Origin of the sequence: Methylobacter sp. (assembly GCF_036845245.1) — a bacterium.
Classification (GTDB): Bacteria; Pseudomonadota; Gammaproteobacteria; order Methylococcales; family Methylomonadaceae; genus Methylobacter_A.
The window spans coordinates 98057-113630 of the sequence record NZ_DAIUEH010000009.1 but is presented as its reverse complement, the minus strand read 5'-3'; the positions used below and the strand labels follow the sequence as shown (position 1 = coordinate 113630).

Below are 15574 nucleotides of genomic sequence, written 5' to 3'. Positions count from 1 at the left end.
CAAGGTCGAATTCGGCTTGGATATTCATGCCTAATTACAGATTTAATCCACTACCAAATTACCGATAAAATCAGTGTGGTCGGCAACTATGCTTTCACCGATGCGCGCATTACCAAAGACTTTTCCGGTCTTCAGGGCAATCGCCTGAACAACGTTCCTGAGCATTCGGGTAGTTTGTGGCTCAAATATGATGTTCATCACTATGAACCGCTGAATGGCTTGAGTTTTGGTGTCGGTGTTTTCGCTGCCGGGCAACGGCAAGGCGATAACGATAATACCTTCGCTTTACCGGGATATGCCAGAGTAGATGCCTTTACCAGTTATGCTTATAAAATCGGCACTTCGCGCTTGATCACGCAATTCAATATACGCAACCTATTAGATAAAATCTATTACGAGTCCACCGATCCTTTTCAAAATGCACCGCCGCGTGTCGGCATTTACCCGGGTGCACCACTGACGGCGATGGGGTCAATACGTTTGGAGTTTTAACTGGGTAGATCAGCCTGCATGAGACTGCTTCGCTTTAGCTCCGTTCGGCAACATCTTTTCGTTGTCTCTAGCATCATGCGACAGTAGGCAAAATCGAAATCCACCACTCTCTTAAAGCATAGTAATGTTGAGTATAAACAGCATGCCTAACCGACAGGACTTTATATCGTGTTTAAAATTTCTAAAACTGCTTTTGATGAAAACAAATCCTTACGCCTAATTCGCCTCAAAAGCCGTCGTCAATTATGGCTAAACGTACACTTGTAGCTAGGGCTTATTTTAGGATGCTTTTTGGCTATCTTCGGCATTACCGGCAGCATTCTGGTATTTCACTCCGAACTCGACGAACTGCTAAATCCTACGCTGTTAACAGTTGAGCGACCTGTTGGCAATCCGGGTTATAAACCGTTATCCGATATTTTCCAAGCCGGTATTTTAGCAATGCCAAAACAAGATCAGCTTACGTTTGCAGATTATCCGCGTAACGGCGAGGCGGCTTTCAAGCTTTCCTTTTCGGAACCGTTAGCCGCTGACCGAATACAAAATTGGCAGGTTTATGTCGATCCGTACAGCGCAAAAGTCATCGGCAAACGCCTGATGAGCGGTTCCGACAGTCCGTTTCCCAAAACCTTCATTGGGTTTATCTTCGAACTGCATTATGCGCTGCTGTTGGGCGAAAGTCCGGGCTATGTCATCGTCAGCATTATGAGCGCGTTGCTGATTATTTCGGTATTGACCGGCCTGATTGTATGGTGGCCGTTGACCGGCAAATGGCTGCAAGCTCTGATAATCAAGCGTAAAGCGAGCACCGAGCGTTTTATGTTCGACTTGCACAAAACCTCCGGCTTTTATTCGACGCTGGTGCTGCTGCCGGTATTGTTTTCAGGTATTTACATGAATCTGCCCGAAAATGTCGTGCCGGTGCTGGAGTTGTTTTCCCCGGTCACTTACCGGTACTGGTTCCATTCCACGCCAACGCCTAATACTGAATCCATCACGATGGCGCAAGCGGTGTCCATCGCCGATAACCGCTACCCAACCGGACGACCTGGCTGGATTTACGGCGCAACCGCTCCCACCAGCACCTATACCGTCTGCAAAGACGGCGTTGAAGAACCTGGCAGTATTCTGCATAGGCGCTGCGTGGTGATAGATCGTTACAGCGGCAAGATACTGGACGTGGACGATCCGGCCATCGGCACCGCCGGCGAAGTGTTCACGCACTGGCAATGGCCGTTGCATTCCGGCCAAGCGTTCGGCTGGACGGGGCGGATTCTGGTGTTTTTATCGGGCTTGGCTTGTCCGGTGCTGTTCATTACCGGCGTAATTCGTTGGTTGCAAAAACGCAGGGTGCATCAGTTAAAAACAATGTAGCTTGGGTTGCGGTCTTTTTGTCGACCCAACTCGCCTGTTTAGGGGAGTACTGTTTTTTGTTCAATAAAAGCCAGTACGTCTTCGTTGTTGACCTGAGAGTAAATGTCTTCAACCGAGATAGTAATCCCTAACGAGTAAAAGGTGATCGAATCGCCCAGATAGTAATAAAACGATTGCCAGTTTTGGCTGCGGCTGAATACCTGTATTTCGCCTTTGTCTTGCTCGATAAGCACGTATTCCTGCAATGTGGGAATGGTTTGGCAGCGTATGCGTTTGCTGGTCTGGTCGAATTTGCGGGTGGCTTTGGATAACACCTCAACGATGATAATCGGCGACTTTTTGTAGTATTCGTCTTCGTTGTCCTGATCGCAGACCACCATGACGTCGGGATAGAAAAAATCCTCGGCAACCCTGACTTTCATGTCGGCCATAAAGGTGCGGCAAGGGGTGCCTTTCAGATGGTTCTTTAACTCACTGAAGATATTGCCCGCCAGCAAATTGTGGTTCTCGCTGGCGCCTGCCATTGCGTAAGCTTCGCCGTCAATAAGCTGGTGTTTTATGTCCGCTAGTAATTCGCCTTGCAAATACTCTTCCGCACTGATGTGTCGAGGGCTATTTTGTAATGCCACGGGCTAGTCTCCGGTTATAAAGCGTGTTGGTTTGGGCAAACGGTTGATTCAGTTTCGTAAGATTGCAAACTGGATTCGCCGATTGGCTTGTGATGGATAATACAAAGATGCCCCATTATTGGCAACCGCTTAACCATCTATAGCGCAATAGTGACCAGCATGATCCGGTTGAAAAGCAATGTCGGGGGTGAACAACGCTGTTTTTCTGGATAATTGCAGGGTGTTTGCGACGGCGACATGATATGGTGCCGACATTTCGGGAAATTGGTACTCCCTTCCCCATACGCCACGCATCATGATCGCTGCGACTAAAAAAGCCGTACGTGATATGCCTTATTGCACTGTGTCATATCACGCAGTTTTGCAAACTATAGCCATCTTTTCCTCGCCCGCCGGTAGCCAAAAAACTTATTCAATACAACGCAAGCCTTGTCAGATCAGGCCTGTATGCGCTCATATAAAAAACATCCAACTGTGGCATGGATGCTGCTTTCGCTTATCAAATACTTGTCAATCAATAGCCTGTCCTCGACTTTCAATGCCTAAATCCAAACACGATCTGTTCAACAGCCTATTCCGTCATCACAGCAAAGAGCTGTTGACTTTCGCCGGTTGGCGGGTCGGCGATTTCGCGGCCGAAGATCTGGTGCAGGAATCTTATCTGCGCCTGCTACAGCATCCCGAACCCGCATCCATCGGCAATCCACGCGCTTATCTTTACAAGGTGGCGGCCAATCTCGGCTTTGATTACCTTCGTAAAGAGAACGTTCGCAACAAATCCACCGAAACCGATGCAGTCGAACCGGATGACCTGACTTCTCCGCTGCCGGGACCGGAAGCGCTAATGGAAGGAGAGCTTCTACTGCGTAATTGTCTGGCTGCGCTGAAAACATTGCCCGAGGTATACCGCCATGTTTTTTTGCTGAACCGGATCGACGGCTTAACCCATCTCGAAATTGCCGAAGCCTTGCAGCTTCCCCGGCGAACCGTCGAACGTTATTGCGCCAAAGCGCTTGCCCACTGTTTTACCTATACGATGCGTGATCGTGGCTAAATCGGCGTATATCGCCGGCCGCTATTGTTTTATACTGCGCCGCTCACGACATCCTCTATTCCTATGACTGACACTCACGACATACCATCAGGCTCCGTCCATGAACTCGCCGTTTATTGGGTAACGCGGCTTCATTCCGGCAATTGCACAGACCGGGAACGCGATGATTTCGAAGTTTGGCTGGCGCAAAGCAAGGCTCATCGTATTGCTCACGACGAGGTGGCAGCGTTTTGGGAAGGATTAAGCCAAATTGAGCCCCATGCCGCTCCCCAACTTAAAGCTGCACGTTCTTATCTGCGCAAGGCCCGGCAGTCTCGTCGCGCATTCTCCAAAAAACATCTGGCTGGCATATTGTCCGTTGCCCTTATCGCGGGCTTCAGTCCGTTTTGGTGGCCATGGCTTAACACCGACACTTACCGCACCGCCAAAGGCGAATCCTTCGGCATCGAGCTTAGCGACGGTTCGCGCATCGACCTTAATACCGATACCGAGCTGAGCGTACAGTACACATGGACAAGACGCAGCGTGAAACTGGAACGCGGCGAGGCTTTATTTTCAGTCGTTCACAACCCGGAAAAGCCTTTTGAAGTCATCGCCGCAAATGGTCGTATTCAGGACATAGGCACTCGCTTCACTATTTATCGCCAAGCCGATCGCGTATCGGTAACGGTGTTGGAAGGCGAAGTCAGCGTTGCCGCCGATCACAATGCCGTAACGCAAAACCTGATTCCCGGCCAGCAGATCAGTTACGACTCGACCGGACAAATCTCCGCCATTTCACAAACCGATATTGATACAGCCACCGCCTGGCAAAAAGGGCAGCTGGTATTCAAAGGCCAACCCTTGAATGTAGTACTGGAGCAACTGGGCCGTTATCACGATGCCTCACTGCAAGTACCCGATTCGCGTCTACAGTCGCTTAAGGTCAGCGGAGTATTTCCGATCAACAATTTAAGCCTTGCTCTCAATACCATTGCAGGCGCCTTGCCGATCAAAGTCACCCAAACCGCAACCAATACCTTTGTCATAGCCCCGGCTAAATAGCCGTCCACGGCTCCCAAACACCTGCTCTCATCGTTATACACATCTTCCACCGGCTCCAAATCTCCAGTTTGGAAACCTGCGCGAAAAACTACCGATAACGGGAGTGCAGACTTCGCCTGCAAGCGTAAGCAGCCAAAGTAAACTCGAGCTTGAGAGCTTACATAACTATTTTTCAAAAAGTGGCGGTCTGCAACCTCGAAATCAGTCTTATAAGTTAGCGTCAACAAAATAAACTTAAAGGAGAACTGATGCGCACACTACCCAAACTGATAACAACCTTGCCGCTGGCAATGGTCATGGGATCTGCCGTAGCCGAAGAGAGCACTTTCAACCTCAACATCCCCGCGCAACCGCTAGCCGCAGCGATAGAGGCAGTGAGTAAGCAAACCGGATTGCAACCTTTTTACGCCGATGGCGCTTTAGTCGGTAAAAAAAGCTCCGCGCTGAAAGGAAATTTCAGCAAACGCGAAGCAATGGAAAAGCTGTTGGCGCAGAGTGGGCTGGATTACACTTTCACCGGTGACAACACTGTAGCCGTTAAGGCAGCCACCGACAAACCCGGCCAGAAGAGTGCAAAAAAAACAGAAGACCCTTTGGTTTTAGATACGCTAACGATCAAAGCGCAAAAATCCAATGTCGATCAACCGTTCGGCACTTATCTCGATCATTCCAAAATAGCCCTGGCCCGGACCGCTGTCAGCGATACCGCGCAAATGCTTCAAGGCACGCCCGGCGTAAGCTTCTCCAGAGGCGGCGGCATTTCCAGCCGTCCCGTCATCCACGGCTTGGCGGATGACCGCTTACGGGTTCAGGTCGACGGCATGAACCTGATTTCGGCTTGCGCCAATCATATGAATCCCGCTTTATCTTATGTTGCGCCTTCCAGCGTATTAAGCGCGCAAGTGCTTGCCGGAATCACGCCGGTCAGCATGGGCGGCGACAGTATCGGCGGCACGATTCGCGTCAACTCGGCCGACCCGGAATTTGCCGAGACCGGCGCAGCTCCGTTGATAAAAGGCCAGGCCTCGACCTTTTACCGCACCAACGGCGACGCTCGCGGCGGAAATATTGCCGCCTCGATAGCGAACGAGCATGCGGAACTCAAGTACACCGGCTCAACGGTGCAGTCCCGTAATTACAAAGCCGGCGGGAACTTCACCACGACCAATACTAAAAACGGCAACGATGTGGTCGCCTCTTCCGCCTATAAATCCGAAAACCAGTCGCTGTCGCTGGCTTTGCGCAACGACGACCATCTTGCCGTGATCAAGGTCGGCCAGCAAAACATTCCTTATCAAGCTTTTCCTAATGTACGGATGGACATGACCGGCGATGACAGCTGGTTCGCCAATGTCTTCACAAGAAGCCGGTTCGACTGGGGCAACATTGAAACTCGCGCCTATCACGAGGATGCCCAGCATAAAATGAACTTCCTTGAAGATAAATTGACGACGCCGACCCGCAGCATGCCGATGGATACGCATGGCGTTAACCAGGGACTGTCGGTAAAAGCCAACATCGATATCACCAACAAGCATTTGCTGACCGTAGGCAGCGAGTATCAGCGTTACCGCTTGGACGACTGGTGGGACCCGCTCGGCCCCAACCCGATGATCATGATGCAAGGACCGGGGCCGTTTTGGAATATTAACGGAGGACACCGGGATCGCATTGATCTGTTCACGGAATGGGAAGGCCGCTGGAACCAGCAATGGCTGACACAACTCGGCGCCCGTGTCGGAGCGGTGGAAATGAATGCCGGTAATGTGATGGATTACGGCGTCATTACGCCGGAGGCGCGGAGCGTTAACAGTCAAAACCGGAAACAAACCGACATTAATATCGATTGGACCGCACTGGCTCGCTATACCCCGAACGACATGCAGACTTATGAATTAGGGGCGTCAAGAAAAACCCGTTCGCCCAATCTTTACGAGCGTTTTGCCTGGTCTCGCGGACGCACCATGGGCATGATGACCATGCCGATGTCGATGTTCATGAACAACTGGGTCGGCGACGCCAACGGCTATGTCGGCGACATCAACCTTAAGCCTGAAGTCGCCCATACCGTCAGCGCCACAGCCAATTGGCACGATGCCGACCAGGAAAACTGGGAAACCAAGATCACGCCTTTTTACACTCACGTCGAAAACTATATCGACGCGCGGCTCTGTCAACCGGCCAATGGCGTAACCTGTACCAGTCCGTCCGGCGGTTTTAATTTACTGCAACTGGCCAACTTCGATGCACATCTGTTCGGCGTGGATGTTTCCGGGTCTAAACTGTTAGTGGATACCGGTAAATACGGCAGCCTGACCGGTAAAACCGTTTTAAATTATGTCCGGGGGAAAAACAACGATACCGGCAGTAACCTGTACCAACAGATGCCGTTCAATGCGACGGTAGCGCTGGAGCATCGCCGCGGAGGCTGGTCCAATACTATCGAAACGCAAATAGTCGCGCCTAAAACAGACGTACAAGCCGTCCGCTTGGAACCTAGAACCGCGGGTTACGCATTGCTCAACCTGCGCAGCAGCTATACCTGGAAGCATTTACGCATCGATGGCGGCATAGATAATCTTCTCGATAAAAACTATGCCCTGCCTTTGGGTGGCACCTATATTGGGGAAAAAAGTATTGCCGGAACCGCCGTGCCCGGTATGGGCCGTTCATTCAATGTGGGTATGACTATAAACTATTAAGTGTTCTTGATAGCTAACGTTATGCAAGCGACATAAAATCAGCACGTGAACGGTTGTATGGACAAATATTTGCGCCCTGCAGCCGTTCGCTGAACAGCAACTACCTTTCTTACATGACAAGAAACGCTACCAAGGAAACCCGATTATGAAGCAATTAATAACATCTCTCTCAGTAGCGCTGGTTTTTATAGCGATACCGGCCCAGGCCGTGGAAAAGGCAAGCGACGATCGGCTTGATCAGATTGCACGACGCGGCTCGCATGTCATGCCTTTCAATTTGGAGCAGACCACTCATATTTTTTCAAAAACCGATAGAGGCGGCTTGCAGCAGGTCATTGTTAAAGACAGCTCCAATACTGAGCAAATCAAGTTAATCCGCGAGCATCTGTCAAAGATTTCAAAGGAATTTATACAAGGCGACTTTTCCAATCCGGCAAGGATTCATGGCGAAGATATGCCCGGTTTAGCGGAGTTGAAAACTGCTAAGCCGGATCAGATCAAGATTAGCTATAAGGAATTGCCTGATGGTGCCGAAATCGATTATTCAACAGATGACCCCAAACTGATTGAAGCCATTCATCAATGGTTCGACGCGCAATTGAGCGATCACGCCCGTCATGCTGTTCCCGGTCATCCACATCATTTAATGCATCACAAACCATAAAACTTGAATCATCAAGTACTGCTTCCAATACACGTCAAAGGCTGGAAAATTTTTTCTCGCTCTTGACCCTGCAACCTATGGAGCTAACAAGTTAAAAGCCCAAAATATACCGATATAACGTTTAAAAAATGTACTTTTTTATAATGACCCAATTGCCTCATTGAGTTATTTATAATTTTTTTAGCTTTTAGGTGAGGATTTCTTGCACCTGAAACGTCTTATAGTTGAGGCTCGCAATTTGTTGTTTTTCCCTAAAAACCGGCTGTTAAATTAGACGCTGCAAATTCCGGGCTTCGTTGTCTTCCTCATTTTGTGTCAGGCACGGTAAACATTAGCCAGGGATGGTTTTTTTTAACCTTATCATGATGATTGAAGACTCGTTTAAGTCCAGATAAGAATTTATGACGTTTATTTCGTCCTTATCAAAACGCAAAGGCTGATAAAAATAAACTAACGACATGAGGAAGACGATATGAAAACACTAAAACTGGTGCAAAAACCTAAAGGGGTAAAGCCCCCTGCAAAGACGCCTAAAAATCGTGATGTTAAAAAAGATGATGATTTAATCGATTTATTTCCTCTACCACGATATTTCCAAGTTCATTTTCAGCATGTTCATGAAAATACGCACGATCTTCAAGGCGAGCTGGTTCAACTTAAAGCTTATGTGGCTAAAGTCGATGAAAAACTTGAGCGTTTGATGGCACTGTTAAGCCGTCCGCCCGAGCATGTGCTTTGATAAAAAGAGCATGTTCCCTATGTATTTATTCAATAGCCATGAAAGCAGTGCGTTAACGCCTTTGGACGGAGTAGCAATACCGACTGCGCAAAAAGCGAGCTCGCTGCTTAACGCCTTAACAAGTCAGGAAAATCCGCGCTCAATGGGTAGTTTGCTATTGATCTTGGTGCTGTTATTGCATCTATGGGGCGCTATCTGGATGCTGCAACCCGCTGAACCCTTTACCCAGGCTCAACCGATGATAATGGAAGTATCGCTGGTTTCCGCACCAAGCCAGCAAGCAGCGGCTGCGCCGATTGCACAACCTAAACCGGTAGAGCAAAAAAAACAGCCTGTTAAGAAGCCGGTCAAGAAAAAGCAGCCGGTTATCCGCAAACAAATGGAGCTTCCAAAACCGCTGACTATGGCCGATGAAATGCTGCCTGCGCCATCGACGGCTGAATCCGCCCCTGCTCCGGTAGCGGCTAGCGCTGCCGCGAATGCGTCAAGCAAGACCGTGGCAGATACCGCGCCCTTTACCGAAGCGAATTTCAACGCCAACTACGGCTCCAATCCCAAACCGAAATACCCCGGCATTGCCACCAGCCGAGGCTGGGAAGGTACCGTACAACTACGGGTCAAAGTATCAGCCGAGGGCGATAGCGAGGAAGTCACCGTGCAACGCAGCAGCGGTTATGAGGTGCTCGACGAAGCCGCTATCGAAGCAGTCGAAAAATGGAAATTTATTCCCGCAAAACGCGGTGAAACGCCAGTATCCAGTTCGGTAATCGTGCCTATTAATTTTGTTTTGAATAACTAATGTTAGGTCCGGTGCAATGGCCAGGCCAGTATGCGGTCCACAAAAAAACGAATGTAAAAATTTAGCGCCGAGGCCCATCTCTAAATAGCCTGTGCCGGGCGTGCAGGCTTCGCTTGCCAAACTGACGAAGCCTGCACTCCGATTTTCATATTTTTCGTAGACGACCCATAGCATCAATTAATAACTAAAAAAGGAGATCTTAATGCACTATCACATTTCGCCGGAAATTATCATCAACGGTACTTTATACACACTGCTGGCTTTTTCGGTGGCCACATGGACCGTGATTCTATTTAAAATCTGGGAGTTCACCAATAACAGTTACCGTAACCGGCGTTTTAACGCCGCATTCTGGGATGCATCCGACCTGGCGCAAGCGGAATCAGTGCCTGACGATACAGCCATCGGCCCGCAAGCCCGGATCGCACATCAGGGTTTTGCCTGGCTCAACGAAAGCCAACATGCCGGCGGTAAACACCTTAAATATATCGGTTCTCCGGCTGAGTTACTGGAACACTCGCTGTTGGTACAAATGCAGAAAGAGCAACATCTGATGGAAAGTGGCCTGACCCTGCTCGCCAGTATCGGCAGCACCTCGCCGTTTGTCGGCCTGTTCGGCACAGTACTGGGTATCATGCATGCAATGCATGAGATTACCGCCAGCGGTTCGACCAGCCTGGATGTGGTGGCCGGCCCGATCGGCGATGCGCTGGTCGCCACCGCAATCGGTATTGCGGTCGCCGTACCCGCGGTGTTGGCGTATAACTTTTTCCTGCGCCGGGTCAAAGAGCATCGTGCCGGATTGGAAAATTTTGTCACCAGCTTTATGCATATCGCGTCAACTGCGCACAAGGTATAAACATGGCTTTTAAACCGCAATCGGAAGACGAAGGAGCAATGAGCGACATCAACGTCACGCCGCTGGTCGATGTGATGCTGGTATTGGTGATTATTTTACTGGTGACCGCGCCGTTACTGACGCAATCGGTGCATGTGACTTTGCCGAAAACCGCAGAAACTACAGCAGATACTAAAGAGCAACCGCTACAGCTCGGCGTTGATGCGCAAGGGATTATAACGCTGAACAAAGTGCCCATGGCCGATCTTGCCGTCTTGGAAACGGCTTTGAAAGATGAGCTTTTGCAAAATCCTGAAATCGGCCTGCATTTATATGCCGACCAGGACGTTGTTTATGCCAAAGTTGCCGAAGTGATGGCGACCGTTCAACATGCCGGAATCGCCAAAATAGCTTTTGTGACCGTGGAGCAGTAATTTGCCCGGCCAGGTTTGTAATGCTGACCGACCTGCGTATTATAATCAGCGTAATCATGGTGCTTGCAACAGGTTGTGCAACAGCACCGGAGCGCAATGGACAACCGACAACGCATCCAGCAGCCCAATCGCAACATAGTGGTTAAGCTCTTTTGCCGACCCCACGCTAACAGCCTTAGTGCAAGACGCACTGAGCAATAACTATGACCTGAAAGCTGCCGCCCGTGTGGAGTCGTCGCGAGAGCAAACCCGTATCGAAGGCGCAGCACGTTGGCCGGCATCGGCTGCGCTTGGGCTGTCATTGCCACACGCCCGCAAATGGTTCCGAAAACGCCAAATGCCAAAGTGCCCCGTTGGTTACCGTGATTCAGGCCGAACCGCTAACGCTAAGGCTCGATGTTCATTCCCAAGGCATCGTCACGCCGCGCAATGAAATCGATTTGACCCCGAAAGTATCGGGCAAAATCATCCAGCTTCATCCTGATTTTGTCACCGGCGGTTTTTTTGCCCGCAACGATTTGTTGGTGACTATCGATCCACGCGATTACGACTATGCTATCGCGCAAGCCCAAGCACAAATCGCCGAAGACAAACGTCAATTGGCGATGGAAGAAGCCCAGGCCGACGTTGATGATGCTGATCATTATCGGCGGCATCGTTTGCCGCGTATCCGGGCGTTTACGACGTGGTCGATTCCAGCGAACCGGGCAAGCCGGAAATCCGCTTGACCTTGAAGCTGGAAGCCGAACGTTTAGGCTTGCGTCTTGAAGATTTGTCCGATCAGGTCCGCCACGGCTACTACGGCGATGAAGTGCAGCGCGGACGCAATGAAGTCAAGGTGATGGTGCGTTACCCGCGCGAGGAACGACAGTCGCTGGACAGCTTGGCCGCGCTGCCGGTGCAGTTGCCGGACGGTCAGCATGCACCGCTGGGCTCATTGGCTAAAGTCGCATTAGCCCACGGCGTCGCCTAACTGATCCGGCAAGATCGCCGCCGGTCGCTTGGTGCGGCGTGGTCGTCAACGACAGCCTGGTGCTGCTGGACTACATGAAAGAGCATCAGGATCAGGACAATCCGGTGACGGAACTGATTTGCGAAGCCTGCACCGCTCGCTTTCGGCCGATCTTTTTGGCCTTCCTGACCAATTTCGCCGGATTCTTGCCGCACTGCTGGAAGCCAGTCCGCAAGCGCAATTCCTGATTGCGATGACCTTATCGCTGTCGGCGGAGCTATTGTTCGGCATGGCTGCCAGCCTGATATTAACACCGGTTTGTTATGCCATTTTGGGCAAATAAAAGAAGCTTGTCCGCCCTCACTGATCGATTCTGAGCCAACCGTTTTCGGTACCGACTGAAAATATATCTGCTTTGATCATTTCAAGACGTGCTTATGATAGAAATTCTGATAATATCCTGATCACAGAGGGTAAAAAGACGGCTTCTCTAACGCAATAAACTAAGTTGCTTACGACGCCTGAAAGAACCAAGTCAAGCGGACGAAATCGTAGTGAGCAAACAGCACCACACCTCAATTTTATTGTCGCCAAAATCTGATAACATACAGAAACTTTTATAATTATTGATTGGACCTCTATGTCCGAGCACGACAAGTGGGAGCGGTTGTTTAACTTTGTAGGTATTGAACAAGCCATTCCTCATGGCCATTACCTATCGTGTAGCCCCATATTACTTTGGCTGCATGCCATCTCTGATCTGCTGATCGCTCTCGTCTATTATTCCATTTCCTTGATGCTCGTCTATTTTAGCCGACAGCGTAAGGACTTTCCCTATCCGAAGCTGGCTGCCATGTCTGCCGGTTTTATTATCGCCTGCGGCACTACGCATTTGCTGTCGGCTATCACGACCTGGATACCTTTATATCGGCTGGACGAGGTCATTAAAGCCTTTAGGTTGGTTATTCCGATCGCCGTCTCTGTGCTGGTGCTATATCTTATTTCACGCTCCTTGTCTTTGCCCGGCGCCAAACAGCTGCAAGCAGAGATAGACCGAAGAAAAGCCGCAGAGAAAGCTTTACGGGTCGCTAATATTAAGCTACAGAAAAACATCGCTCGCACTCAGCTACTGCTGGACTCAGCGTTAGATGCAATCATCAGTATGGATCATAACGGCAACGTAATAGACTGGAATGCCCAAGCCGAACATATTTTCGGTTATTCCCGCAAGCAAGCCTTAGGGCGAAAAATGGCAGAGTTAATCGTTCCGCCGGCTTATCGGGAAAGACATCTGCAATGTATATCGCACTTTATGGTAACAGGTCGTTCGAATATTATCGGTAAACGTCTGGAGATTACCGGCTTGCGCGCCGATGCTTCGGAGTTTCCGATAGAGCTGACTGTCGGCGCGCTGAAGCAAAAGGACAAGTATTTTTTCAGTGCCTTTATTCGCGATATTACCGAGTGCAAAATAATCGAAGATGCGTTGCACGCTAGTGAATATCGCTGGAAATTTGCCATTGAGGGTTCCGGCGACGGCGTTTGGGACAGGAACATCCAGACCGATGAAGTCAACTATTCCACCCGTTGGAAAGAGATGCTGGGCTATACCGAAACCGATATCCTGCCTACTCGCCAAGATTGGCTAAACCGAATTCATCCCGATGATCAATCCCATGTTGCACGCGTGATACAGGCATATTTGGCTGGACAGACGGATATTTACGTTTGTGAGCACCGATTGCGCTGCAAGGATGGAAGCTACAAATGGATTCTGGCTAGAGGTTCGGTGGTCAGCCGAAGCGAAGATGGCAAGCCCTTGCGCATGATCGGAACACATGCCGATATTTCTGAACGCAAACAGGCGGAAGTGGCTCTACGGCAAAGCCGGAAGGAACTGCAAGAAGCCCAGCGAATTGCCCATATGGGCAGCTGGCAGCTGGACGTAACGACTCATCGTACCGTTTGGTCGGAAGAACTTTACCGCATATTCGGTCTAAACCCGGCGTTGCCGCCGCCGGATTACCCCGAGCTCTTCCGGTTGTTCACCGCTGAAAGTTGGAAACGCCTGAGCACTACGTTGTCCCACACACAGAAAACGGGAATCCCCTACAAGCTGGAACTTGAATTTCTCAGGGCTGACGGCACGCACGGCTGGATACTGGCTCTCGGGGAAGCAATACAGGACGGCAGTGGTGTCATTGTCGGACTCCATGGAGTCGCTTTGGACATCACTGAGCGCAAAGTAATGGAAGATGACCTGAAAACCAGCGAAGCAAAATTCCGCTCTATCATTGAAGTTTCCCCTGTGCCGATGGCATTGCATGATGAGCAGCAGAATATTACCTTACTGAACCCGGCGTTTGTGCAAACCTTTGGTTACAGCGTAGATGATATTCCCACTATGGCAGAATGGCAGATAAAAGCCTTCCCTGATCCGGACTATCGGCACTGGATAAAGACTAGCTGGCAATCGACATTGGAAAAAGCCAAACAAAAACAGACCGACTTTCCTCCGCTGGAGTTGGCAATTCGTTGTAATGACAATAATATTAAAACCGTGTTGGCGAGCGCCGCTGCGATTCATCACGATTTCGCAAATGTGCATTTAGTGATTCTGTATGACATTACCCAGCGAAAACAAATCGAAGCCAAATTCAACGCTATTTTTGCCGCGTCTGTGGAAGGCATTATCACTGTTGATATAGCCAATACCATTGTATCCGCGAATGCCGCAGTAGAAACAATTTTCGGCTATAAACCGGAGCAGCTGATCGGCTGCAGTATTAACAAGCTCATACCGTCATCAAAAGAAACGAATGGTTACAGCTTGCCCGATGCTTTAAAGCTCATCGGTCAAATTCAGGAAGTTGAAGGCGTTGACAAAAACGGTTTTGCGGTGCCGCTGGATATGTCCGTCGCGGAGTTTTCAGTCGATAACGCCCATTATTTTACCTATATTGTGCGTGATGTGAGTTTGCGCAAAAGCCGGGAACAGCAGGATAAGCAACATCTGGACGAACTCGCCCATGTCACCCGCCTTGGACTGATGGGCGAAATGGCTTCAGGCATTGCCCATGAAGTCAACCAGCCCCTGTCGGCGATTGCCAGCTACACGCAAGTCAGCATAAACCTTATTAACGCTGACAATCCCGATCTGGCAAAGCTCTCCGAGATATTATACAAAACGCAGCAACAAGCTCTAACGGCGGGACGGATAATTCACCGTATGAGGAAATTTGTCCAATCCCATGCCAAACATCGATCAACCGCCGACGTTAACACACTGATTCATTATGCTGCCGACCTCTGTATTGCCGAGCTTAAACAACACAGCATAAAACTGACTTTTGAACTGGAGAATGACCTACCGCCTGTCTATGTCGATCATGTACAGATTGAACAGATCATTTTAAACCTGATTCGAAATAGCATTGATGCTTTGCAAAAATTAAGCACCAAACAACAACGCCGAATAACCATCCAGAGTCACTTGACTCTGGATAATGTCATACAGGTCAGGGTGAAAGACAATGGGCCGGGGCTTGACACCGATCAGCAACAAAAAATATTAACACCCTTTTATACCACCAAAGCGGACGGCATGGGCATGGGTCTATCCATCAGCCGTTCACTTATCGAAGCCCATGATGGAACCTTGCATTTCAATAGCCAAGCTGAAAAAGGCACCACTTTTTATTTCACCCTACCCACCTATAAAAATGATGAGCCTTAACAGACTGGGCAATTCCTACATTCTGTATATCTTGCCGACGGCAGCACGGTAGATGGACATGGAAAAAACCGACGTTCAGATTCATGCCGGAGCTATTTCGTAACGCCAATCTACCGT

General features: G+C 49.7%; 14 protein-coding genes and 1 pseudogene. 14 read left to right on the top strand and 1 reads right to left on the bottom strand.

Features of this window, described 5'->3' with window-relative positions; translation table 11 throughout:
- Together V7051_RS06150 and V7051_RS06145 are read left to right on the top strand one after the other, a co-directional pair.
- A partial coding sequence (locus tag V7051_RS06150) for a TonB-dependent receptor domain-containing protein (RefSeq protein WP_334168719.1) occupies positions 1-492 on the top strand: 492 nt, incomplete at its 5' end.
- A 168-nt stretch (positions 493-660) separates the two neighbouring features.
- Positions 661-1866: pseudogene (locus tag V7051_RS06145) on the top strand (PepSY-associated TM helix domain-containing protein).
- A gap of 38 nt (positions 1867-1904) precedes the next feature.
- On the opposite strand, the gene V7051_RS06140 reads toward V7051_RS06145, so the two are convergent.
- Positions 1905-2495 carry a Uma2 family endonuclease gene (locus tag V7051_RS06140; protein ID WP_333874060.1) on the bottom strand — a complete coding sequence of 197 codons (591 nt, stop codon included), beginning with the start codon at positions 2493-2495 and terminating at the stop codon, positions 1905-1907.
- Between the two features lie 538 nt (positions 2496-3033).
- Between V7051_RS06140 and V7051_RS06135 the strand changes: the two genes are divergently transcribed.
- The 12 genes from V7051_RS06135 (at position 3034) to V7051_RS06085 (ending at position 15457) form a co-directional block, all read left to right on the top strand.
- Complete coding sequence (locus tag V7051_RS06135; RefSeq protein ID WP_333874059.1) at positions 3034-3549, top strand: RNA polymerase sigma factor; 516 nt, start codon at positions 3034-3036, stop codon at positions 3547-3549.
- A 63-nt stretch (positions 3550-3612) separates the two neighbouring features.
- Entirely contained in the window at positions 3613-4593 is a 981-nt protein-coding gene (locus V7051_RS06130) for a FecR family protein (RefSeq protein WP_333874058.1), read from the top strand.
- Between the two features lie 248 nt (positions 4594-4841).
- Complete coding sequence (locus tag V7051_RS06125) at positions 4842-7295, top strand: TonB-dependent receptor (protein ID WP_333874057.1); 2454 nt, start codon at positions 4842-4844, stop codon at positions 7293-7295.
- 145 nt (positions 7296-7440) lie between these two features.
- Positions 7441-7959, top strand: coding sequence for an aspartate carbamoyltransferase (locus tag V7051_RS06120; RefSeq protein WP_333874056.1), 519 nt, complete (start codon positions 7441-7443; stop codon positions 7957-7959).
- Between the two features lie 472 nt (positions 7960-8431).
- Positions 8432-8698: a hypothetical protein gene (locus V7051_RS06115; RefSeq protein WP_333874055.1), complete on the top strand. Its 267-nt coding sequence runs from the start codon at positions 8432-8434 to the stop codon at positions 8696-8698.
- A gap of 19 nt (positions 8699-8717) precedes the next feature.
- Positions 8718-9497 (top strand): energy transducer TonB, encoded by a 780-nt coding sequence (locus V7051_RS06110; RefSeq protein WP_333874054.1) that lies wholly within the window; start codon positions 8718-8720, stop codon positions 9495-9497.
- A 202-nt stretch (positions 9498-9699) separates the two neighbouring features.
- A complete protein-coding gene (locus V7051_RS06105) occupies positions 9700-10356 on the top strand; it encodes a MotA/TolQ/ExbB proton channel family protein (RefSeq protein WP_333874053.1) in 657 nt (218 codons plus the stop codon).
- A 2-nt stretch (positions 10357-10358) separates the two neighbouring features.
- A complete protein-coding gene (locus V7051_RS06100) occupies positions 10359-10769 on the top strand; it encodes an ExbD/TolR family protein (protein ID WP_333874052.1) in 411 nt (136 codons plus the stop codon).
- A 224-nt stretch (positions 10770-10993) separates the two neighbouring features.
- Positions 10994-11497 carry a hypothetical protein gene (locus tag V7051_RS06095; RefSeq protein ID WP_333874051.1) on the top strand — a complete coding sequence of 168 codons (504 nt, stop codon included), beginning with the start codon at positions 10994-10996 and terminating at the stop codon, positions 11495-11497.
- Positions 11455-11742: an efflux RND transporter permease subunit gene (locus tag V7051_RS24620; protein ID WP_442919629.1), complete on the top strand. Its 288-nt coding sequence runs from the start codon at positions 11455-11457 to the stop codon at positions 11740-11742. Before V7051_RS06095 ends, V7051_RS24620 begins: the two co-directional genes overlap by 43 nt.
- A gap of 74 nt (positions 11743-11816) precedes the next feature.
- Positions 11817-11969 (top strand): hypothetical protein, encoded by a 153-nt coding sequence (locus V7051_RS24615; protein WP_442919630.1) that lies wholly within the window; start codon positions 11817-11819, stop codon positions 11967-11969.
- A 392-nt stretch (positions 11970-12361) separates the two neighbouring features.
- Entirely contained in the window at positions 12362-15457 is a 3096-nt protein-coding gene (locus V7051_RS06085) for a PAS domain S-box protein (RefSeq protein ID WP_333874050.1), read from the top strand.
- Positions 15458-15574: the final 117 nt, after the last annotated feature.

What these genes read in the sequence shown, in the direction of transcription:
- V7051_RS06135 (WP_333874059.1), top strand. Translation starts at nt 3,034, where the DNA reads ATGCCTAAATCCAAACACGATCTGTTCAACAGCCTATTCCGTCATCAC.
- V7051_RS06130 (WP_333874058.1), top strand. Translation starts at nt 3,613, where the DNA reads ATGACTGACACTCACGACATACCATCAGGCTCCGTCCATGAACTCGCC.
- V7051_RS06125 (WP_333874057.1), top strand. Translation starts at nt 4,842, where the DNA reads ATGCGCACACTACCCAAACTGATAACAACCTTGCCGCTGGCAATGGTC.
- V7051_RS06120 (WP_333874056.1), top strand. Translation starts at nt 7,441, where the DNA reads ATGAAGCAATTAATAACATCTCTCTCAGTAGCGCTGGTTTTTATAGCG.
- V7051_RS06115 (WP_333874055.1), top strand. Translation starts at nt 8,432, where the DNA reads ATGAAAACACTAAAACTGGTGCAAAAACCTAAAGGGGTAAAGCCCCCT.
- V7051_RS06110 (WP_333874054.1), top strand. Translation starts at nt 8,718, where the DNA reads ATGTATTTATTCAATAGCCATGAAAGCAGTGCGTTAACGCCTTTGGAC.
- V7051_RS06105 (WP_333874053.1), top strand. Translation starts at nt 9,700, where the DNA reads ATGCACTATCACATTTCGCCGGAAATTATCATCAACGGTACTTTATAC.
- V7051_RS06100 (WP_333874052.1), top strand. Translation starts at nt 10,359, where the DNA reads ATGGCTTTTAAACCGCAATCGGAAGACGAAGGAGCAATGAGCGACATC.
- V7051_RS24615 (WP_442919630.1), top strand. Translation starts at nt 11,817, where the DNA reads ATGAAAGAGCATCAGGATCAGGACAATCCGGTGACGGAACTGATTTGC.
- V7051_RS06085 (WP_333874050.1), top strand. Translation starts at nt 12,362, where the DNA reads ATGTCCGAGCACGACAAGTGGGAGCGGTTGTTTAACTTTGTAGGTATT.